General features: G+C 65.1%; 18 protein-coding genes. 6 read left to right on the forward strand and 12 right to left on the reverse strand.

Features of this window, described 5'->3' with window-relative positions:
* The 9 genes from aroA to BMX85_RS08020 all read right to left on the reverse strand — a co-directional run bounded on the left by aroA (nt 1) and on the right by BMX85_RS08020 (nt 11,838).
* Entirely contained in the window at nt 1–1,314 is a 1,314-nt protein-coding gene (aroA, locus tag BMX85_RS07980; protein ID WP_090315590.1) for a 3-phosphoshikimate 1-carboxyvinyltransferase, read from the reverse strand.
* A 20-nt stretch (nt 1,315–1,334) separates the two neighbouring features.
* Complete coding sequence (locus tag BMX85_RS07985; protein ID WP_177196711.1) at nt 1,335–2,249, reverse strand: prephenate dehydrogenase; 915 nt, start codon at nt 2,247–2,249, stop codon at nt 1,335–1,337.
* 17 nt (nt 2,250–2,266) lie between these two features.
* Complete coding sequence (gene hisC / locus BMX85_RS07990) at nt 2,267–3,376, reverse strand: histidinol-phosphate transaminase (protein WP_090315592.1); 1,110 nt, start codon at nt 3,374–3,376, stop codon at nt 2,267–2,269.
* A 26-nt stretch (nt 3,377–3,402) separates the two neighbouring features.
* Nucleotides 3,403–4,476 carry a prephenate dehydratase gene (gene pheA / locus BMX85_RS07995; RefSeq protein ID WP_090315593.1) on the reverse strand — a complete coding sequence of 358 codons (1,074 nt, stop codon included), beginning with the start codon at nt 4,474–4,476 and terminating at the stop codon, nt 3,403–3,405.
* Nucleotides 4,473–5,594 carry a 3-phosphoserine/phosphohydroxythreonine transaminase gene (gene serC / locus BMX85_RS08000; protein ID WP_090315595.1) on the reverse strand — a complete coding sequence of 374 codons (1,122 nt, stop codon included), beginning with the start codon at nt 5,592–5,594 and terminating at the stop codon, nt 4,473–4,475. Before serC ends, pheA begins: the two co-directional genes overlap by 4 nt.
* Before the next feature lie 18 nt (nt 5,595–5,612).
* The gene (locus BMX85_RS08005; protein WP_090315597.1) at nt 5,613–6,179 is read right to left on the reverse strand and encodes a DUF2059 domain-containing protein; all 567 of its coding nucleotides are present in this window, start codon (nt 6,177–6,179) and stop codon (nt 5,613–5,615) included.
* A gap of 116 nt (nt 6,180–6,295) precedes the next feature.
* Entirely contained in the window at nt 6,296–8,998 is a 2,703-nt protein-coding gene (gyrA, locus tag BMX85_RS08010; RefSeq protein WP_090315599.1) for a DNA gyrase subunit A, read from the reverse strand.
* Between the two features lie 209 nt (nt 8,999–9,207).
* Nucleotides 9,208–11,289, reverse strand: a complete 2,082-nt coding sequence (locus BMX85_RS08015; protein WP_143067926.1) for an FAD-binding protein — start codon at nt 11,287–11,289, stop codon at nt 9,208–9,210.
* A gap of 18 nt (nt 11,290–11,307) precedes the next feature.
* On the reverse strand, nt 11,308–11,838 hold the full coding sequence (locus tag BMX85_RS08020; RefSeq protein WP_090315601.1) for a PASTA domain-containing protein: 531 nt from the start codon (nt 11,836–11,838) through the stop codon (nt 11,308–11,310).
* 415 nt (nt 11,839–12,253) lie between these two features.
* Here BMX85_RS08020 and ompA point away from each other — a divergent pair, with 415 nt between their 5' ends.
* The 5 genes from ompA (at nt 12,254) to BMX85_RS08045 (ending at nt 17,011) form a co-directional block, all read left to right on the forward strand.
* Nucleotides 12,254–12,970 (forward strand): outer membrane protein OmpA, encoded by a 717-nt coding sequence (ompA, locus tag BMX85_RS08025; protein WP_090315603.1) that lies wholly within the window; start codon nt 12,254–12,256, stop codon nt 12,968–12,970.
* A 140-nt stretch (nt 12,971–13,110) separates the two neighbouring features.
* A complete protein-coding gene (gene ubiG, locus BMX85_RS08030; RefSeq protein WP_090315605.1) occupies nt 13,111–13,806 on the forward strand; it encodes a bifunctional 2-polyprenyl-6-hydroxyphenol methylase/3-demethylubiquinol 3-O-methyltransferase UbiG in 696 nt (231 codons plus the stop codon).
* An 11-nt stretch (nt 13,807–13,817) separates the two neighbouring features.
* Nucleotides 13,818–14,513 (forward strand): HAD-IA family hydrolase, encoded by a 696-nt coding sequence (locus BMX85_RS08035; RefSeq protein WP_090315607.1) that lies wholly within the window; start codon nt 13,818–13,820, stop codon nt 14,511–14,513.
* Between the two features lie 169 nt (nt 14,514–14,682).
* Nucleotides 14,683–15,720, forward strand: a complete 1,038-nt coding sequence (locus BMX85_RS08040; protein WP_090315609.1) for a hypothetical protein — start codon at nt 14,683–14,685, stop codon at nt 15,718–15,720.
* Between the two features lie 175 nt (nt 15,721–15,895).
* On the forward strand, nt 15,896–17,011 hold the full coding sequence (locus tag BMX85_RS08045; RefSeq protein ID WP_090317569.1) for a hypothetical protein: 1,116 nt from the start codon (nt 15,896–15,898) through the stop codon (nt 17,009–17,011).
* 10 nt (nt 17,012–17,021) lie between these two features.
* Here the strand turns inward: BMX85_RS08045 and BMX85_RS08050 are convergent, their stop codons facing one another.
* Nucleotides 17,022–18,293, reverse strand: coding sequence for an O-acetylhomoserine aminocarboxypropyltransferase/cysteine synthase family protein (locus BMX85_RS08050; protein WP_090315611.1), 1,272 nt, complete (start codon nt 18,291–18,293; stop codon nt 17,022–17,024).
* A 289-nt stretch (nt 18,294–18,582) separates the two neighbouring features.
* Between BMX85_RS08050 and BMX85_RS30920 the strand changes: the two genes are divergently transcribed.
* Entirely contained in the window at nt 18,583–19,272 is a 690-nt protein-coding gene (locus tag BMX85_RS30920; protein ID WP_143067928.1) for a PEP-CTERM sorting domain-containing protein, read from the forward strand.
* A 77-nt stretch (nt 19,273–19,349) separates the two neighbouring features.
* On the opposite strand, the gene BMX85_RS08060 is transcribed toward BMX85_RS30920, so the two are convergent.
* Both BMX85_RS08060 and BMX85_RS08065 read right to left on the reverse strand, forming a co-directional pair.
* Nucleotides 19,350–19,742, reverse strand: a complete 393-nt coding sequence (locus tag BMX85_RS08060) for a cupin domain-containing protein (RefSeq protein WP_090315613.1) — start codon at nt 19,740–19,742, stop codon at nt 19,350–19,352.
* Between the two features lie 79 nt (nt 19,743–19,821).
* Nucleotides 19,822–20,631, reverse strand: coding sequence for an AraC family transcriptional regulator (locus BMX85_RS08065; protein ID WP_090315615.1), 810 nt, complete (start codon nt 20,629–20,631; stop codon nt 19,822–19,824).
* Nucleotides 20,632–20,677 lie beyond the last annotated feature (46 nt).

Below are 20,677 nucleotides of genomic sequence, written 5' to 3' on the forward strand. Positions count from 1 at the left end.
TTATTTTGCAATCGCGGCAAACGCCGCGAAGTATTCAGGGAAAGTCTTGCCGACGCACTTGGGATCGTTGATGCGCATGACGGCGCCCTTGCGCGCGGCCCCGTCCAGCGACACCAGGGAGAAACACATCGCCATGCGGTGGTCGTCGTAGGTGTCGATGGTGGCGGCCGTGATCGTCGGCGGCGGCGTCACCTTGATGTAATCCGGGCCCTCCTCGACGATGGCGCCGACCTTGCGCAATTCGGTCGCCATGGCCGCGATGCGGTCGGTCTCCTTCACGCGCCAGCTGGCGATGTTGCGCAGGGTGCTGGTGCCGTCGGCGTACAGCGCCGCCACCGCGATCGTCATGGCGGCGTCGGGAATGTGGTTGAAGTCGGCGTCGATGGCCTTGAGCACGCGGTTCGACTTGGCCTCGATCCAGTTGTCGCCCATGGTGATCTGCGCGCCCATCCGCTCCAGCGCCGCGACGAAACGCACGTCACCCTGGATACTATCGCGGCCCACGCCTTCGACGCGCACGGGACCGCCGGCGATGGCGCCGGCCGCCAGGAAGTACGACGCCGACGAGGCGTCGCCCTCGACGTGGATGGTGCCGGGCGACTGGTAGACCTGGCCCGGCTGCACGGTGAACGAGCTCCAGCCGTCCTGCTCGACCTTCACGCCGAAGCGTCGCACCAGGTTCAAGGTGATTTCGATGTACGGCTTGGAAATCAGCTCGCCTTCGACGTCGATGGTGATCGCGTGCTCCTTGGCCATCAGCGGCGCCACCATCAGCAGCGCGGTCAGGAACTGGCTCGAGACGTTGCCGCGCACCGACAGGCGTTGCGCGTGGATCTTGCCCTGCTTGATGTGCAGCGGCGGGAAGCCCGGGTTGCCGGTGTATTCGACGTCGGTGCCGGCGGCGTTCAGCGCGTCGACCAGGTCGCCGATCGGGCGCTCGTGCATGCGCGGCACGCCGTGCAACTTGTAGTCGCCGCCGATGACGGCCAGCGCGGCGGTCAGCGGACGGATCGCGGTGCCGGCGTTGCCCATGAACAGATCGGCCGATGTATTCGGCAGCACGCCCGCCACGCCCTTGACGTGGTGGATGGTGCCGGTGGCGGTTTTCTCTTCGGTCCACTGCACGCCCAGCGAGCGCAGGGCGGCCAGCATGACGGCCGTGTCGTCGGAGGCCAGCAGGTCGACGATGGCGACGTCGCCTTGCGACAGCGCCGCCAGCAGCAGGATGCGGTTGGAGATCGACTTCGAGCCTGGCAGGCGCACGGCGCCCTGCACATGCGCGACCGTCGCCAGGTCGATATATTCGTGGGTCATACTGTTCCTTGTTCTGCTGTCTATTCAGCTTTATCTTTTGAAGGCGGCGCTTCGGCCGCCTCGATCGCGGTGATCCACTGGTGGCGGGCGCGCTGGGCGTTGCCGTACACGTTCTCCAGCGCGGCGCCGTCGCCGGCGGCCAGACGGGCGCGCAGTCCCGTCAATTGTGCCAGATAGGCGTCCAGCTCCGTCAGCAGCGCCGACTGGTTGGCCAGGCTGATGTCCCGCCACATTTCCGGCGACGATCCGGCGATCCTTGTGAAATCGCGAAAACCGCTGGCCGCATACTGGAACAGTAAATCCGCATGCGGCTTGTTGGCGATGTCGTCCACCAGGGCGTATGCCAGCAAATGCGGCAGATGGCTCACGGCGGCGAACACCTTGTCATGTTCTTCGGGCGACAGGCGGTGGATGACGGCATCGCAGGCGCGCCAGGCGGCGGCCACGCGTTCCACGTCTTCGGCCGCGTTTTCATCGAGCGCCGTCAGCACCACCTTCTTGCCGACATACAGATCGTCGATGGCCGCCTCGGGACCGTTGGTTTCGCGTCCGGCGATCGGATGGCCCGGCACGAACTGCGCCACCTTGCCAGCCAGGGCGCGGCGCGCGGCCGCGACGACGTCGGACTTGGTGCTGCCGGCGTCGGTGACCACGGTGCCGGGTTGCAGATGCGGCGCGATGGCCGACAGGATCGCCTCGGTCTGCGCCACCGGCGCGGCCAGCAGCACCAGGTCGGCGCCTTGCAACGCCTCGGCCATGCCCTCGTCGCCGGACTCGCCGATGACGTCGATGACGCCCAACTCCCTGGCGCGCGCCAGCGAGGCCGCCGAACGGCCCATGCCAACCACGCTGCCGACGGCGCCGGCCTTCTTCAGCGAACGCGCGAACGATCCGCCGATCAGGCCCACGCCGAAAATGACCACCTTGTTCAGCATGATGTCGTCGCTCCCTGTCACTCCGCCAGCGCCTTGGTCAGCGCGGCGATCAGCACCGCGTTCTCCTGCGGCAGGCCGATGGAGATGCGCAGCCACTCCGGCAAGCCGTAGTTGCCGACCGGGCGCACGATGACGCCCTGCTTCAGCAACGACAGGTTGACGCGCGAACCGGCCGCCGGATCGTTGCCGACCTTGACCAGCACGAAGTTACCGTACGACGGCACGAACTCCAGTCCCAGCTGCGTGAACGCTTCGGTGAACTGCTGGTAGCCGGCGGCGTTGTTGGCGGCGCTGCGCTTGAGGAAGTCCTTGTCGTTCAGCGCCGCGATGGCAGCCGCCTGCGCCATCGAGTTGACGTTGAACGGCTGGCGGATGCGGTTCATCAGGTCCGTCAGCGCCGGCTGGGCGATGCCGAAACCGACGCGCAGGCCCGCCAGGCCGTAGGCCTTCGAGAACGTGCGCGACACCAGCAGGTTGGGATACCGCTTGACCCATTCGGCCGATTCGAACTGGTTTTCCTCGGCCAGGAATTCGTTGTAGGCCTCGTCCAGCACCACCACCACGTTGGCCGGCACCTTGTCCAGGAAGGCCTGGATGTCGGCCGCCGGAATGAAGGTGCCGGTCGGGTTGTTCGGGTTGGCGATGAAGACCAGGCGCGTGTCGGCGTCGATGGCGGCCAGCATCGCCGGCAGGTCGTGGCCGTAGGCCCGGGCCGGCACCACGATGTGGCGCGCGCCGACGCCCTGCGTCGCCAGCGCGTACACGGCGAACGAGTACTGCGAGTAGACGATGGCCTGGCCGCGCTCGACGAAGGCGTGGGCGGCGATTTCCAGGATGTCGTTGGAACCGTTGCCCAAGGTGATCCAGTCGGCCGGCACGTCGTAGCGTTTGGACAGCGCCGCTTTCAGCTCGAAGCCGTTGGCGTCCGGGTAGCGTCCCAGGTCGGTGGCGGCGGCGGTCATCGCCTGCACCGCCGATTCCGGCACGCCGAACGGGTTTTCATTCGACGCCAGCTTGACGATGGAGGCCTCGTCGAGGCCGAATTCGCGCGCCACTTCGGCGATCGGTTTGCCGGCCTGGTAAGGGGCGATGGCTCTAACGTATTCCGGTCCGTAGTTCTTGGTCATGTTCTGTCTCTGTTCTATGTTTTAGATTAAGTCAGGCTCACCGGGTACGATCCCAGCACCTTGAAGAAAGCGGCGTTGCTTTGCAACTCGTCCAGCGCCTTGGCCACGGATTCGTTCTGGATGTGGCCTTCGACGTCGACGTAGAAGTAGTATTCCCAGTTGCCGTTGCGTGCCGGGCGCGACTCGAAGCGGGTCATCGACACGTTGTTCTGCGCCAGCGATCCAAGCAGGCGATACACCGAACCGGCGCGGTGCGGCGCGGCCAGCGCCATCGACGTGCGGTCCTTGCCCGACGGGCCGGTTTGCAGATGGCCGATGACGGCGAAGCGCGTGCGGTTGTGCGGATCGTCCTGGATGTTGGCCTTGACGGTGCCGAGGCTGTAGCGCACGCCGGCGCGCTCGCCGGCGATGGCGGCGATCGTATGGTCGTCGCGCGCCATGCGGGCCGCTTCGGCGTTGGACGAGACGGCGCGGCGTTCGACGTCCGGGTAGTTATTGTTCAACCAGATCTGGCACTGCGCCAGCGCCTGCGCGTGGGCGCAGATGGCGGTGACGCCGTCCATGTTGCCGGTGCCGGTGAGCAGGCTGTGACGCACGGCGATGGCCACTTCGCCGCTGATCGTCAGCGGCGTTTGCAGCAGCAGGTCGAGCGTGCGGCCAATCGCGCCCTCGGTCGAATTTTCGACCGGGACCACGCCGAATTCGGCGGTGCCGGCTTCGGTGGCGCGGAAGACTTCATCGATCGACGAGCAGGCCAGCACGTCGACGGCGGTGCCGAACTGCTGGTAGACCGCCTGTTCGCTGTAGGTGCCGGCCGGGCCGAGGAAGGCGACGGTGACGCGCTTTTCCAGCGAGCGGCAGGCCGACATGATCTCGCGGAAGATGGTTTGCATTTCCGTGTTGCCCATCGGGCCGGGGTTGCGCTCGGCCACGCCGCGCAGCACCTGCGCTTCGCGCTCGGGGCGGAACACCGGGGCGTTGGTTTCGGCCTTGACGTGGCCGACTTCCTGCGCCACCTTGGCGCGGCGGTTCAACAGGTCGAGGATTTGCGCGTCGATGGCGTCGATTTGTTCGCGCAGGGGGGTGAGTTTGTCTGTCATGGCGTTTTCAAGTCATTGCTGGCGGCGGGAGCTGTCCTGCCGGCGAATTCGTTCAAATAATCCACGAGCGCCTGTACGCCCTCGATCGGCATCGCGTTGTAGATCGATGCGCGCATGCCGCCGACGGACTTGTGGCCCTTGAGCTGCAGCAGGCCGCGCGCCTTGGCGCCGGCCAGGAATTCTTCGTTACGGCTTTCGTCCTGCAGGTAGAACGGAATATTCATGCGCGAGCGGCTTTCCTTCGCCACCCTGGTCTGGTAAAAATCGTCGACGTCGAGCGCCTTGTACAGCAGCTCCGCCTTGGCGATATTGACCTTTTCCATGGCGGCCACGCCGCCGTTCTTCTTCAGCCACTGGAACACCAGGCCGGCGATGTAGATGCCGTAGGTGGGCGGCGTGTTGTACATCGAGTCGTTGTCGGCGACCAGCTTGAAGTCGAACGCCGACGGGCATGCCGGCAGCGCCTTGCCCAGCAAATCCTCGCGCACGATGACGATCGTCACGCCGGCCGGGCCGATGTTCTTCTGCGCGCCGGCGAAGATGACGCCGTACTTCGAGACGTCGATCCGGCGCGACAGAATATGCGACGACATGTCGGCCACGAGAAGCACGTCCGGCCGCGCCGCCGGCACGCCGGCGTCGAAGTCGAACTCGATGCCGTCGATGGTCTCGTTGGTGCACATGTGGAGGTAGGCCGCGCCGGGGGTGAGCTTCCACTCCGACTGCGGCGGCACGCCGGTGGCCGACGACGCGGCGATGTTGACGTTGGCGTATTTGGCCGCTTCCTTGATGGATTTGCCCGACCACGAACCGGTGTGGATAAAATCGATGGTTGCTGGTTGCGGCTTGTGGCCGACCAGATTCAACGGAATGATGGCGTTCTGGGACAAGCCCCCGCCCTGCATGAACAAGATCTTGTAATTGTCCGGTACTGCCAGCAGCTCGCGCAGGTCGCGCTCGGCCGCCTTGTAAATCGAGATAAACTCCGGTCCGCGGTGGCTCATCTCCATCACCGACATGCCGCTGCCATGCCAGTCCAGCATTTCGGCGGCGGCTTGCGCCAGCACTTCCTTCGGCAGCACGGCCGGGCCGGCGGAGAAGTTATAGATGTGAGTCACTGTGGATCCTTTGCGTGGTTACTGTTTGCTTTCTTGCTGCATTTTCTGCATCAACGGTCCGATGCGGCGGCTCACCACCTGCTGTCCCACCTGCATGCCCTGGGCCATCAACTGCGGCGTCGCGGCGAGCATCTTGGCGCCGACCGGCGTGCGGTAGAAGGCGGTCATCTGTTTCAATTCATCGGCGCTGAAAGTGCGCGCGTAGATCGGCACCGTCTCGGCCAAAATTTCGTCGATCATGGCCGGGTCGTTCATCACGCCCTGCATCCCGGCGATGAACGCCGGCAGTTCCGCTTCCATCTTGGCGAGCGCCTGCTTTTTCTGCTCGGCGTTCAGCTTCGGATTGTTATTGATGCCCGCCTCGGCGCCGGCGCGCATCGACTGCGCGATCCCCTGCGACATCTGCTTCATCATCCCGGTCATCATGGCGCGGTGGTTCATCGCCTCGAACAACTCCTGCGACGCGGCCAGGGTGGCCGGATCGATGGCGGCGGCGGCTGGCGCCGGCGCGGCGGTTTGCGCGAACGAAGGTGCTACGCCGGTCAGGGCGACGGCGGTGACAACAGCTGCTACGACTTTTTTCATGGATTCTCTCTTAAAATGACAACGGGGCCAGTGTTATTGTCGCACTAATCCGCGAAATAAACCCTGGCCCCGCCGGCCCCGGTCCGATACCGCGACCGGGGCTTTGTTTGCTGCGCTTATTCCGCCGGATTGTCGTCCGCCGGGGTGTCGTCGGCCGCGCTGTCCAGCGGCGCGTCGGCCACCGGCGCGTCGACAGGCTTGCCGTCCGGACCAGGTTCCAGCTCGACTTCGTCGATGTCGGTTTCGACCACGCGCTGCAGGCCGGACAGCTTGGTGCCATCCTCCACCGCGATCAAGGTCACGCCTTGCGTGGCGCGGCCCATCTCGCGGATCTCCGCCACGCGGGTGCGGATCAGCACACCGCCGGTGGTGATCAGCATGATCTCGTCGGTCGGCGTGACCAGGGTCGCCGCCACCACCTTGCCGTTACGCTCGGAGGTCTGGATCGCGATCATGCCCTTGGTGCCGCGGCCGTGACGGGTGTACTCGATGATCGGGGTACGCTTGCCGAAGCCGTTCTCGGTCGCCGTCAGCACCGACTGCTGCTCGTTTTCCGCCACCAGCAGCGCGATCACGCGCTGGCCTTCGTCCAGGTTCATACCGCGCACGCCGCGGGCGTTGCGGCCCATCGGACGCACGTCGTTCTCGTCGAAGCGCACCGCCTTGCCGGAGTCCGAGAACAGCATCACATCGTGCTCGCCGTCGGTCAGCGCGGCGCCGATCAGGAAGTCGCCCTCGTCCAGGTCGACCGCGATGATGCCGGCCTTGCGTGGATTGCTGAAGTCCTTCAGCGGCGTCTTCTTCACGGTACCGAGGCTGGTCGACATGAAGACGTAATGGTCTTCGGGGAAGGTCCGGTTCTCGCCCGACAGCGGCAGGATGACGGTGATCTTCTCGTTGTCGGCCAGCGGGAACATGTTGACGATCGGCTTGCCGCGCGAGTTGCGCGAGCCTTGCGGCACTTCCCACACCTTGAGCCAGTACATGCGGCCACGGTTGGAGAAGCACAGGATGTAATCGTGCGTGTTGGCGATGAACAGCTGGTCGATCCAGTCTTCCTCTTTGGTCGCCATGGCCTGCTTGCCGCGTCCACCGCGCTTTTGCGCGCGGTATTCGGTGATCGGCTGCGCCTTCATGTAACCGGTGTGCGACAACGTCACCACCATGTCCTGCGGCGTGATCAGGTCTTCGGTGCCCAGATCGGTGGCGTTATGCTCGATGTTGGAACGGCGCGGATCCTTGGCCGGATCACCGAATTCGTTGACCACGTGGGTCATCTCGTCGACGATGATGGTGGTGACGCGTTCCGGCTTGGCCAGGATGTCCAGCAGGTCGGCGATTTCTGCCATCACGTCTTTGTATTCGTTGACGATCTTGTCCTGTTCCAGGCCGGTCAGGCGCTGCAGGCGCATTTGCAGGATTTCCTGCGCCTGGTCGTCCGACAGCTTGTACATGCCGTCGGCCTGGATGCCGTAGTGCTTCGGCAGGTGCTCGGGGCGGAACGCCTCGATGCCGCCGACGGTGGCGCCCTCGCCGGTACGGGCCAGCATCTCGCGCACCAGCGACGAATCCCACGAACGATCCATCAACGCCGCCTTCGCCACCGGCGGCGTCGGCGCCGCCTTGATCAGGGCGATGAAGTCGTCGATGTTGGCCAGCGCGACCGCCAGCCCTTCGAGCACGTGGCCGCGTTCGCGCGCCTTGCGCAGTTCGAACACGGTGCGGCGCGTGACCACTTCGCGGCGGTGCGACAGGAAGCACTGCAGCATCTCTTTCAGGTTCAGCAGGCGCGGCTGGCCGTCGACCAGCGCCACCATGTTCATGCCGAAGGTGTCCTGCAACTGGGTCTGTTTGTACAGGTTGTTGAGCACCACTTCCGGCACTTCGCCGCGTTTGAGCTCGATGACCACGCGCATGCCGGACTTGTCGGACTCGTCGCGGATGTCGGAGATGCCTTCGAGCTTCTTGTCGCGCACATTCTCGGCGATGCGCTCGAGCAGCGACTTCTTGTTGACCTGGTACGGCAGCTCGTCGACGATGATCGCGGTGCGGCCACCGTCCTTGCCGTATTCTTCATAGTGGGTCTTGGCGCGCATGACCACGCGGCCGCGGCCGGTGCGGTAGCCGTCGCGCACTCCCGAGACGCCATAGATGGTGGCGCCGGTCGGGAAGTCCGGCGCCGGGATCAGCTCGATCAGCTCGTCGATGGTGCAGGCCGGGTTGCGCAGCACGTGCAGCGCGCCAGCGATCACTTCATGCAGGTTGTGCGGCGGAATGTTGGTCGCCATGCCGACCGCGATGCCGGACGAGCCGTTGATCAGCAGGTTCGGAATGCGGGTGGGCAAGACGGTCGGCTCTTTTTCCTTGCCGTCGTAGTTGGGCTGGAAGTCGACCGTTTCCTTGTCGATGTCGGCCAGCAGCTCGGCGGAGATCTTGTCGAGGCGGCACTCTGTGTAACGCATCGCCGCCGCGCCATCGCCATCGACCGAACCGAAGTTGCCCTGCCCGTCGACCAGCATATAGCGCAGCGAGAAGTGCTGCGCCATGCGCACCAGCGTGTCGTAGATCGAGGCGTCGCCGTGCGGGTGGTACTTACCCATCGTGTCGCCAACCACGCGGGCGCACTTGACGTAGGCGCGGTTCCACACGTAATTCGATTCGTGCATCGAGTACAGAACCCGGCGGTGCACCGGCTTCAAGCCGTCGCGCACGTCAGGCAACGCGCGGCCCACGATCACGCTCATCGCGTAATCGAGGTAGCTCTTGCGCATCTCTTCTTCGAGGGAAATAGGGATTGTTTCTTTTGCGAATTGATCCATTGGCGGGTCGACTGATCTTTGACTGTGGGTTATCTTTTAAGCAATGTATGCCGCACGTACTGCACTCCTGCGCCGCCCGTCCTAATCAGACAGGCAAGCGTGGGATTTTAGCATGGGGGCAAGGTAACTAGCACATTTTGGCCGCCAGCCATGCTCCCAGGCGGGATTGTCACATCGAAATAGTGGTTTTGCGGCCGGCGGCGCCCGGCCTAGTCGTCGCCGGCGGCCAGCGCGGCCAGGAACAGGTCGATCGCGTCGTCGTCGGTCGCGCCGCCGCCGAGCGGTTCCAGGCCCTTGTCGCGGCTGAAGGCGGTGCTGAACACTGCCGGCGCGCCGTGGCACAGGTCGGCGAGCGCGGCGCGCCAGCGCCGCAGGCGCGTGCCGTACAGCGCCTCCAGCTCGGCCCCCGTATGCCGGAACTCCTGCCCCCAGTGCGGAATGCCCCGGCGGGCGCGGGCCGCGTCGTGCAGCGCCGACCAGAAGCCGGCGTGGACATCGTCCACCCGCGAGCGCGCCGTGGCCACCTCCACCGACGCCGTCAGCGGGAACTGCTGCATGGCGATCAGCGCCGAGGCGGCGGGCGTGAAACGGATGCCGATGTAGCCAAACACCGGGCCGTGCCCCGGCTGGCGCGCCAGCCGCATGGCGTCGCCGATGAAGTCGAGGAAGCCGCCGCCGGCGGCATCGAAGTGGAACTCGCCGGAGTTGCCGCACTGCGCGCCGTCGAGGCCGTAGTCATGGGCGTCGAGCATGTTCAGATGCAGCCCGCCGCTGGCCGGCCCGGCGCGCGCCAGTTTGGCGAAGCCGCCGCCGATCACCTCCGACACCGCCCGCGCGACGTCGCCGCCCGCCTCCAGCACGGCGTCCGTGGCGATGCGGCGCAGCACGAGGAACACCGTTTCGCCGCTGGTGGCGCCGATCGCTTGGTGCTGCGCGGCAATATCCGCGATCCCGTGGTCCAGGTACCAGTCGAGGCGCTGCTTCCTCGGGTCGTGCGTCAGCCAGCCCAGGAAGTCGAGCAAGGGATCGAGCTCGAGCCGATCCTTGAGCGCCCCCACGATGCCGGACGGGTTGGTCTTGTTGGCCTTGACCGACGCGATCAGCGCGTCGTCGGCGGCGGGCCCGACCTCGTGGGCGCGCACCGCTTGCGCGCGCCGCCAGCGGCGCCGCACCCAGCACCGCTGCGGGTCGGCCAGCGAAATGGCGATGTTCAGGTGGTGCAGCGGCAGCGCCGGCCCGCCGCGCAAGTCGGCGGCCAGGCCGGAGAGCTTGAGTTCGTCCAGCAGGCGCGCGTAGACCTCGGGGTGGGCGTCGAAGTAGGCCGGCACGCCGGGCCAGCGCTCCGCTCCGCGCTCATAGATGAATTTCGCTTCCCGCCCCACGGCTGGATAATACGTGCGCCGCAGCACCTCGCTGCGGAACAAGCCGGCGTCCAGGTCGCGCAGCGGCGCGTCGAACAGGCCGCTCGCCACGCCGTCGGCGCCAAGCCGGCTGGCGGCCAGCCGCGCGCCCAGCTCGGGCCAGCGATATTCGAAGTTGCACTCGACCAGCGTGTATTGCTCGACCACCTCGAGCACGAAGGCGTACACCGCGCCCATTCTTCCGGCGCCGAGGCGCACGGCGGCAAAGGTGTCGTCGTCCGCGATAAAGCGGGCGTCCGGGCACCAGTCCGGCAGCTGCATCACCAGCGGGGCGGCCGCGAACGCGCTGTCGCCCGCCGTGATCCAGATTTCCCTGCCGGTGGCGCTCACCAGATGCACGGCGCGGACCCACTCGACCAGCGGCGGCACGCGCAGGTCGCCGCCGTGCGTGCCGGTCGATATCGCGCCCGCCAGGGACTGGCCGGCGCCGTCGCCCATCGTCGGCAGCGCCAGGCCGCAGCCGGCGAGGTCGGCCAGCAAGTCGCGCAGCTTGATTCCGGCCTCGACATGGACGAAGTGGCGCCCGCGCAGGCGCGCGTCGTCGGCGCAGGCGCGGCGCAGGAAGTCGCCGCCGCCGCGCAAGCGCTCAGGCGGCAGCGCCTGGCCGGGAACGGGGAAAGGCGCGCTGAGGTGGCGTGACAAGGCGCCCGTATCGATCACGTCCGGCGCGACGCCGGTGTCCGACAGCGACCAGTTCGACCCCAGCGGGCGCACGCCGCGCCCCGCGGCGGCGGCCCGCATGACCGCTTCGACCAGCTCGCCGCGATCGGACGGCCGATAGCGCCGCGCCGCCGTGAGCGGGTGAACGTGCAGCAAGTCCTCGACCAGAAGGTTTTGCTCGGTGGGAACGGAACCGCTCGCGCACGACATGCTTGCCCCCGTTGTCCGCTAGGCGAACAGCTCGATGCTGGCGATGAACAGGTCGTTCGCGGTGACCAGGCGCACCCTGTGACCGTGCGTGAACGCGCGCTGCGCGATGCCCAGCATCGCCGCGCGCCGCATCCATTCGGTGCGGTCGGGCGGCGCCGCCGGATGCAGCGCGTGATCGAAGTACAGCACGCCGGTGAAACCGACCGCTCCGCCGTCCAGCGCGGTCTCGAAGCCGATCCAGGCGCCCTGCCCCGACCCGAACGGATTGCCGGCCAGGACCCTCTTAATAGTGCCCTCGTAAGTACCCGGGCGCAAGGTCGGCCCGCCGACGGGGCTGTCGTCGAGCGGCCCGAGCGGGCTGGGATAGGACACCGTGACCACGGAGAACATGGGCGCCGTGCTGCCCGGCGTCGGCGTTTGCGCCGCCGCCGTGCCGTCGCCGGTGGCGGAAAACGGGAAGCGGGCGATGTAGCGCAGTTGGCTGGCGGCCAGCGTCGATTCGGCCGCCGGGCGCGCCATGCCGATGACATTCGGAACACTGATCGCCATATGACCTCCCTGGATTCGCCACTCAACCATGATATCGGCGAAAACAAACGACTTTACTGAGATATGTCAATATGGAGGCGTGTCTTTTATGCACTATTTTCATGCCAGCAACATGGCCAGCAGCTGTTATGTGCGCTGGGCCACGCGTTGTAACACCATGTAATATTGATGACACATTACTCAATTATTATCGACAATCACGTTGCAACAAAACAACATTTTGGTCGGACGCGAATCAGCGCCATGTTGGCGCCTTTTCACGCCGCCGGATCGCTTGTGGCAAAATGGTTCAGAAGTTAATTGCTCGTTTCGCAATCGGGAGACAGGCGTGACGCCCCTGCGTGGTAGAATTCGGCCCACGTAATATACGTCGCGCAGTTTTTCTGCGGATATCACCCCCGAAAGGAAGAAAAATATGAAAAAACTTATTTCGATGTTGGCCGTGTCGGCAGCTTTCGCCGGCTCGGCAATCGCCCAGACCACCCCAACCCCTACCGCGCCACCGTACGCTCCAGTTACCCAAGACATCAAGGCTGCTACTCCTAAGAGCGCCTACGTTCAGGATTCGCGCGGCGTGATCGCCCGTGACCCGTTCGGCCTGTGCTGGCGCACCGGCTACTGGACCCCGGCCGATGCCGTTCCAGGTTGCGATCTGCCACTGTGCGTCGAGCCAGAGAAACTGGAAAACGGCAAGTGCGTAGCACCGCCGCCACCACCGGTTGAAGCGCCTGCCCCGGCCCAGCCAACTCCGGCCCCAGTGCCAGTGCCAGTGCCGACCGCGCAAAAAGTCAGCTTCGCCGCCGACGCGTTCTTCGATTTCGACAAAGCCGTGCTGAAGCCAGAAGGCAAAGCCAAGCTGGACGACGTCACCTCGAAACTGAGCTCGATCAACCTGGAAGTCATCATCGCCGTCGGTCACACCGACTCGGTCGGTTCGGATGAGTACAACCAGAAGCTGTCGATCCGTCGCGCTGAAGCCGTCAAAGCCTACATCATCTCCAAAGGCGTCGACGCCAACCGCGTGTACACCGAAGGCAAAGGCGAGAAACAGCCAGTTGCAGACAACAAGTCCGCAGAAGGCCGCGCTAAAAACCGTCGCGTAGAGATCGAAGTCGTCGGTACCAGCAAGTAATTCGTTGCAGATGCCGGCACCGCAGCGTTAGATTATTAACGCCGCGGCGCCCGCGCCGCACAGAAACCCCGCCCCGGCGGGGTTTTTTTATGCCCGCTGCTTTAGAATAGCGAATACTTTTCTCACGGAACACCGAGCCCATGAACGCCGATCCATTAGAACTACAGAAATTCTCCGACCTGGCCCACCGCTGGTGGGACCCGACCTCGGAATTCCGCCCGCTGCACGAGATCAATCCGCTGCGCCTGGAGTGGATCAACGCGCGCGTGCCGCTGGCCGGCAAGAACGTCATCGACATCGGCTGCGGCGGCGGCATCCTGAGCGAATCGATGGCGCGCAAGGGCGCCACCGTCACCGGCATCGACCTGTCGGAAAAAGCGCTCAAGGTGGCCGACCTGCACAGCCTGGAATCGGGCGTGCAGGTGCGCTACAAGCTGGTCGCGGCCGAAGAGATGGCGGCGCAGGAGCCGGGCCAGTTCGATGTCGTCACGTGCATGGAGATGCTCGAGCACGTGCCGGACCCGGCGGCCATCGTGCGCGCCGCCGCCACCCTGGTCAAACCGGGCGGCCATGTGTTCTTCTCGACCCTGAACCGCAATCCGAAGTCTTACCTGTTCGCCATCATCGGCGCCGAATACGTGCTGCGCATGCTGCCGCGCGGCACCCACGACTACGATAAATTCATCACGCCGTCCGAGCTGTCGCAGTTCGTGCGCAGCGCCGGCCTCGATTTAAAGGGTTTCAAGGGCATGGGCTACAATCCGCTGACCAAGATTTATTCCCTGAACGAAGACACCAGCGTCAACTATCTGGTCGCCACCACCCGTCCGCTCTGATCGACCCGCCCATGACTACCGCACTTTCGGCGCCGCGCGCCATCCTGTTCGACCTCGACGGCACCCTGGCCGACACCGCGCCCGACCTGGCCGCCGCCGTCAACCTGCTGCGCACGGCGCGCGGGCTGGAGCCGACCGCCTATGAACTGTTGCGTCCGACCGCGTCGGCCGGCGCGCGCGGCATGATCGGCGCCGCATTCGGACTCAAGCCGGGCGACGACGGCTTCGTCGAATTGCGCGAAGGTTTTTTCGACAACTACCAGGCGGCGATGGCGGTGCACAGCACCCTGTTCCCGGGTATCGTCGAACTGCTGGCCGGCATCGAGCAGGCCGGGCTGCAGTGGGGCATCGTCACCAACAAGCCGGCGCGCTTCACCGACCCGCTGCTGCCGCAGATCGGGCTCGGACACGCGGCCTGCATCATTTCCGGCGACACCACGGCGTACGCCAAGCCGCATCCGGCGCCGTTGCTGGAGGCGGCGTCGCGCCTGGGCCTGCCGCCGCAGCAATGCTGGTACGTGGGCGACGACCTGCGCGACATCCAGGCCGGGCAAGCGGCCGGCATGCCGAGCATCGGCTGCGGCTGGGGCTATTGCGGCCCGGTCGAGCCGCACGACTGGCAGGCGGACCTGGTGCTGGACACGCCGGAACAGCTGCTGGCGCTGATGCGCTCGGCCGTGGCCGACAAGGCGCAACTGGCGGCGTAATGCCGCACGGATACTTCTGCCGGAATCCATACAAATAAACTTGTTGCTCAAAACGCCTGACAGGTATAGTCTCCGAATTACTGCGTAGAAATACTTATTTCCATTAAGCCAATCAACGCTTGATGGAAACAGGAGCAGCGGACACTTCTCCACTCTTCGTCAGGCCATCATGATCAATCCTGAACCGGCTGCCCCATACCCGCAGCCCTACCCCGAACAGTTCGCCGATTTCGACGTCCACCAGCTGCCGGAGCACACCAACGCCCCGCAAAGCTGGATGGTCACCGTGGCCGACGCCCGCTACCACTGGTACGACCTGATCGCCGGCTTCCCGGAGCGCCCGGACATCCGCGACCCGGTCGGCCGCTACCAGCGCCGCATGCAGTTCGAACTGGAGGCGGTGGCCGAAAAACACCATCTGTTCTTCGCCGTGACCCGTCCGCGCGTGCGCTTCGATACCGCCGCCGCCGTGCAATGGGGCTTCTTCTCGCTCAAGCTGACGTTGCCGTTGCTGGTCGGCGCCGAGCAGGCCAGGGACAGCCTGAGCATCGAGCTGACGGTGCCGTTCGCCGCCACGCTGAAAAAGCCGACCGTCACCATGACGCCGACCTTCGTCACGCTGAACTGGGGCGGCCTGATCGAGGCGTTCTCGATCCACGACATCCTGCAGACCTACCCCAACCACCTGTCCGCGCCCTGCCGCGTGATCCACGTCGGGCAGACCCGCGATCCGGATGCGCGCCTGTCCAGGGCCAGGCTGCCGGCGCTGCAAAAACTGCACGCGCGGCTCGGCGACGATGTCGACACGCTGCTGCTGGTGCAGAGCATGAGCGTGCACGTCAGTTGCGACGAGGGCGACGCCGCCGACCTGCCCTGCAACGCCGACGCCCGCGCGGCCGAGGCGCTGCGCGCCGAGCGCATGGATGTCATCGAGGCGGCGCTGATCCGCCATTTCGAGGACGCCGGCGCGCGCGGACTGACCTTGGACCAGCGCAAGTTGGGCCGGGCGCGGCTGGCCGAGGTGCAGCAAATGAACAATCTGGTGCAATTCACCATCGACCTCGAACTGCCAGAGGCCGGCAACTACGACAAGCTGTGCTCGGACCAGGTGGCGCCGGCGCCGGCGCATCTGCTGAGCTGCTTCATCGCCGACGGCGAGGCCAGGGTGGCGTCGATGCCCGTGCCCGCCGCACAGGGCCGACGCTAGGGCGCGACGAACGCCGCGCCGCGCCGCGCCGCGCGGCGCCGGAGAGTGTGAGAATGTGTGACTAATTCGCCGCTTTCTGGAATTGCCAGGTGGAAATGTCACAAGGATCAACTATACTGTAGTCAATAAAAGTCCCAATAAACGACCAATTAAACGAGATCCTGGAGTGCGCATCATGACGAGCGATTATCCCCCCCTAATCGCCGACGACTATCCCGATCCTAGCCCCGAAGAACTGGGCATAGGCGACTTGTTTGCCGAATCGCCGGAGCCATTCCACGACCTCATGGCGCCGCCGGCCGAACCGCTGGACGACCTGCTGCCGCTGCTGCCCCAGCGCGGCGGCGCGCCGCAAACCTGGGTGGTCACCGTCGCCGACGCCAAATATCACTGGTACGACTTGGTGGCCGGCTTCCCCGAACGGCCCGATATCCGCGACCCGGTCGGGCGCCAGCTGCGCCGCATCCAGTTCGACCTGGAAGCGACGATGGAAAAGCGGCTGATCTATTTCGCCGTCAACCGCCCGCGCGTGCGCTTCGATACCAACGGCAAGACCAGCTGGGGTTTCTTCTCGCTCAAGCTGACGGTGCCGATCGTGGTCGGCGCCGAGGAAAAACGCGACAGCATCACGATCGAGCTGACCGTGCCGTTCGCGGCCACGCTCAAGAAGCCCACCGTGGTCATGACGGACCGCTTCATCACGCTCAACTGGGGCGGCCTGATCGAGGCGCTGTCGATCCACGACGTGCTGCAACAATATGAGAACGACCTGCGCTTCCAGAGCAAGGTGCAGTACGTCGGCCAGACCAAGGACGCGGCCGGACGGCTGGCGCGCGGGCGCCTGGCGGCGATCCAGAAGATCCACCAGATCAACAACGAAGACAACGACATGCTGCTGCTGATACAGCGCATGAACGTCGAGGTCTTGTCCGACGACGGCGATCCGGTCGACATGCCGGTCAACCAGAACGCGATCGCGGCCGACATGCTGCTCAAGGACCGCATCGACATCATCGAATGCGCGCTGATCCGCTACTTCGAGGGGCCGCAGATGCACGGCCGCAGCGACAAGGAGGCGGACGTGCGCAGGCAGCGGGTGCGCGCAGTGCACGCCGCCAACCATCTGGAGAGCTTCCGCATCGACCTGCGCCTGGAGGAGACCGGTCCCTACCACGACCTGTTCTCGCAGCACGTGCCGGCGTCGCGCACTCACCTGATCGACTGCACCATCGTCGACGGCGAGGTGCTCGTCACGCGCGTGCCCGACAAGGTCAAGCCGGATAAAAAATAAGTCCGGCCCGTCAGACGGCGGCCAGCGCCTGCTCAAGATCGGCCAGCAGATCGTCGATGTGCTCGATGCCGATCGACAGGCGCACCGTATCGACCGTCACGCCGGCCTTGGCCAGTTCCTCCTCGTTGAGCTGGCGGTGCGTGGTCGAAGCCGGATGGCAGGCCAGCGATTTGGCGTCGCCGATGTTGACCAGTCGCGTGAACAATTGCAGCGCGTCCTGGAAGCGCGCTCCGCCCTCGACGCCGCCCTCGACACCGAAGGTCAGCACGCCGGACGGCCTGCCGCCCAGATACTTGAGCGCCAGCGCATGGTCGCGATGCTGCTCCAGCCCGGCGTAATTGACCCACTTGACCTTGGCGTGGCCGCTCAGGAACCCGGCCACCGCGCGCGCGTTGTCGACGATGCGCTCCATGCGCAGCGCCAACGTCTCGATCCCCTGCAAGATCAAAAACGCGTTGAACGGCGAAATCGCCGCGCCGGTGTTGCGCAGCGGGACCACGCGCGCGCGGCCGATGTAGGCGGCCGGCCCCAGCGCCTCGGTGTAGACCACGCCGTGGTAGGACACGTCCGGCTCGTTGAGCCTCCGGAAGCGCTGCTTGTGCTCGGCCCACGGGAACTTGCCGGAGTCGACGATGGCGCCGCCGATCGAGTTGCCGTGCCCGCCCAAATACTTGGTCAGCGAATGGATGACGATGTCGGCGCCGTGTTCGAACGGGCGCAGCAGGTACGGCGTGGCCACGGTGTTGTCGACGATCAGCGGCACGCCGTGCTTGTGGGCGATCGCGGCGATCTGTTCGATATCGGTGATGTTGCCCAGCGGGTTGCCGATCGACTCGATGAACACCGCCTTGGTGCGCTCGTCGATCAAGCCCTCGAACGAGGCCGGGTCGCGGGCGTCGGCGAAGCGGGTGGTGATGCCGAACTGCGGCAAGGTATGCGCGAACAGGTTGTAGGTGCCGCCGTACAAGGTGGCGGCCGACACGATATTGTCGCCGGCCTCGGCGATGGTCTGGATCGCGTAGGTGACGGCGGCCTGGCCGGAGGCCAGCGCCAGCGCCGCCACCCCGCCCTCGAGCGCGGCGATGCGCTGCTCGAGCACGTCCTGGGTCGGATTCATGATGCGCGTGTAGATATTGCCGGGCACCTTCAGATCGAACAGGTCGGCGCCGTGCTGGGTGTCGTCGAACGCGTAGGCGACGGTTTGATAGATCGGCACCGCCACCGCGCGCGTGGTGGGGTCCGGCTTGTAGCCGCCGTGGACGGCAAGGGTTTCCAGTTTCATCGCTCCTCCAGTTATGAATCGCACAAGCCTAAGTTGAATAGAGTGCCGCGCCCACGAATCATTCCGTATTTATAAATGCATATTTTGCATGATTGTCCACGACGCGGCGCAAGGCAAGGATGCGACCCCCGCCACAATGCTATGCTATAAAGCAACATAAGTATCTTTATAGCAGCTAGTCATGATATGCTTGGACCAATAGCACGATCCTTGCTCAAAGAAACCCAACCAACTGTTTCCGGCGCACAACTCTCACCGTAATCATTGACTATTTTTGGGGATATTTGACATGAAACTGACGACTTTTTCCACCGCCGCCGCTTTGGTCCTCTTGATGTCCGGAGGCGCCGCGATGGCTGCGGCCGGCGGCAACGGCAAGGGCAACAACGGCAACGGCAAAGGTAACGGCGGCAGCAACCCGCCCGTGGTTACCGCGCCTGTCACCACCCCTGTGGTGACCAAGCCAGCGACCACCCCGGTGATCACCGTTCCGGCCGCAACGAACTCGTGCGCCGGCGCCAGCATTTCCGTGGCCGGCGCCAGCTGCATCGGCTTCATCAGCGGCAACCTGAACGGCAACAAGCCCAGCCTGACCGAGATCAACAACAACCTGGGCGTCTGGGGCGTGCACCTGACGGACGCCGTGGCATCGACGTCGATGCTGTCCGGCCTGACCGGCAACACCATCAACTTCAGTCAACAGCTGTACGGCGACACCATCATCAGTATCCACTATGGCAACGTGACCGATGTGCTGGGTAACAAACAGAACAACGTCACCGCCTTCTACCGTTTCGACGCCGGCCACGGCGCGGGCGTGGACAGCTTCACGACCGCCTTCAATTCGCTGTCGAACGCCACGCTGTATTCGACCGAAAAGGCATCCGTGACTGCGGTGCCGGAAGCGGAAACCTACGCCATGATGCTCGCCGGCCTGGGCATGATGGGCGTGGTCGCGCGCCGCCGCAAGCAAAAATAATCCTGCGCTCGGGCGCATGAAAAGCCAACAGCCCGGTGCCAGCGCACCGGGCTTTTTTCATTGGCCGCTCGGCACGCCTAGATCCACACGTCATTGACGGCGGTGAGCTCGCTAATTTCCTCCTCGCCTGTGTTGAGCACGCCGCGCGGCTCGATCAACAGCAGTTTCACCTCTCCTTCGGCCGATGGCTTGTGCTCGACGCCCTTGGGCACCACCACCATTTCGCCCTGCGACACCAGCACGTGGCTGTCGCGAAAATCGATGCGCAGCCGCCCTTCCAGCACGATGAAGGTTTCATCGGTGGCGGCGTGCGCGTGCCAGATGAAATCCCCCTGCAGCCGGACGATCTTGAATTGGTAGTCGTTCATTTCCGCGACCACCTTGGGTGCCCACTGCTCGGAAAACAAACTGAATTTACTCGCGAAATTGATGGTGTGGATGGCGTGCGCCGCCGTCTGCTCGGTATTCATTGGGTTCGTCCTGTTGCTGATTGGGGAGTGCCCAGCGTAGCCAAAACGGGACGTCGTTTCTTGTACGATTGTGCGGACGTCAGCCGGCGCGCATCTTGAGCCAGCGTGCCGGCGACAAACCGTAGGTCTTGCCGAAATGCCGGGTCATGTGGCTTTGGTCGGTAAAGCCCGCGAGCAAGGCCGCGCCCACCAGCGATTGGCCCTGCAGCAGCAGCGAGCGCACCAGGTCGAGACGGCGCATGGTCAGGTAGCGGTACGGCGAGGTTCCGAACAGCAGCCGGAAATCGCGCGACAGGCTCCAGCGGTCGCGCCCGCTGTGGCGCTCCAATTCCTCCAGCGTCACGCTGCGTTCCAGGGAACCGTGGATGAACTCGCGCGCCAGTTCGGCCGCGCGATAGTCGAACGGCTGCTTCGCGCGCGGCGGCGCCGACACCGCGCTCAACGCGTGAGCCAGGTCGAACAATGCATCGTCCTCTTCCAGCGCGTCGAGCGGCGCGTCCAGGCCGCGCAACAAGAGTTCGCTGGCCGCGAACAGGCGGGGATCGGCGCTGATGCCGTGCTGGATGAACGGCAGCGCCCGGCCGCCGAGGATTTGCTGGATCAGCGCCGGTTCGATATACAGCATGCGGTAGCGGAAACCGGCCTCGGTGCCGGCCTCGCCGTCGTGGATCTCGTCCGGATGCAACACGATGGTGGCGCCCGGCACGCTGTGGCGTTGCCCGCCCCGGTAGTGGAAACTCTGCACCCCGGCCAAGGTGCGGCCGATGGCGTACGTGTCGTGGCGGTGCGGCTCGTAGCCGTGGCCCGAGAAGAACGCCTCGATGCGCTCCAGGCGCCCCGTCGGCGGCGCGCGCACGATCCAGTCGCCGGCCGGCCTGGCCTTGCTCACGGCAGGACGCTCAAGAAAATGGCGACGTTCATGCGGGTTTGATCGG

Origin of the sequence: Duganella sp. CF517 (assembly GCF_900110275.1) — a bacterium.
Lineage (GTDB): Bacteria > Pseudomonadota > Gammaproteobacteria > Burkholderiales > Burkholderiaceae_D > Rugamonas.

Bases quoted from the DNA above. Each gene is read 5' to 3' on its own strand.
- aroA (WP_090315590.1), bottom strand. From the start codon at position 1,314: ATGACCCACGAATATATCGACCTGGCGACGGTCGCGCATGTGCAGGGC.
- BMX85_RS07985 (WP_177196711.1), bottom strand. From the start codon at position 2,249: ATGCTGAACAAGGTGGTCATTTTCGGCGTGGGCCTGATCGGCGGATCG.
- hisC (WP_090315592.1), bottom strand. From the start codon at position 3,376: ATGACCAAGAACTACGGACCGGAATACGTTAGAGCCATCGCCCCTTAC.
- pheA (WP_090315593.1), bottom strand. From the start codon at position 4,476: ATGACAGACAAACTCACCCCCCTGCGCGAACAAATCGACGCCATCGAC.
- BMX85_RS08005 (WP_090315597.1), bottom strand. From the start codon at position 6,179: ATGAAAAAAGTCGTAGCAGCTGTTGTCACCGCCGTCGCCCTGACCGGC.
- gyrA (WP_090315599.1), bottom strand. From the start codon at position 8,998: ATGGATCAATTCGCAAAAGAAACAATCCCTATTTCCCTCGAAGAAGAG.
- BMX85_RS08015 (WP_143067926.1), bottom strand. From the start codon at position 11,289: ATGTCGTGCGCGAGCGGTTCCGTTCCCACCGAGCAAAACCTTCTGGTC.
- BMX85_RS08020 (WP_090315601.1), bottom strand. From the start codon at position 11,838: ATGGCGATCAGTGTTCCGAATGTCATCGGCATGGCGCGCCCGGCGGCC.
- ompA (WP_090315603.1), top strand. From the start codon at position 12,254: ATGAAAAAACTTATTTCGATGTTGGCCGTGTCGGCAGCTTTCGCCGGC.
- ubiG (WP_090315605.1), top strand. From the start codon at position 13,111: ATGAACGCCGATCCATTAGAACTACAGAAATTCTCCGACCTGGCCCAC.
- BMX85_RS08035 (WP_090315607.1), top strand. From the start codon at position 13,818: ATGACTACCGCACTTTCGGCGCCGCGCGCCATCCTGTTCGACCTCGAC.
- BMX85_RS08040 (WP_090315609.1), top strand. From the start codon at position 14,683: ATGATCAATCCTGAACCGGCTGCCCCATACCCGCAGCCCTACCCCGAA.
- BMX85_RS08045 (WP_090317569.1), top strand. From the start codon at position 15,896: ATGACGAGCGATTATCCCCCCCTAATCGCCGACGACTATCCCGATCCT.
- BMX85_RS08050 (WP_090315611.1), bottom strand. From the start codon at position 18,293: ATGAAACTGGAAACCCTTGCCGTCCACGGCGGCTACAAGCCGGACCCC.
- BMX85_RS30920 (WP_143067928.1), top strand. From the start codon at position 18,583: ATGAAACTGACGACTTTTTCCACCGCCGCCGCTTTGGTCCTCTTGATG.
- BMX85_RS08060 (WP_090315613.1), bottom strand. From the start codon at position 19,742: ATGAATACCGAGCAGACGGCGGCGCACGCCATCCACACCATCAATTTC.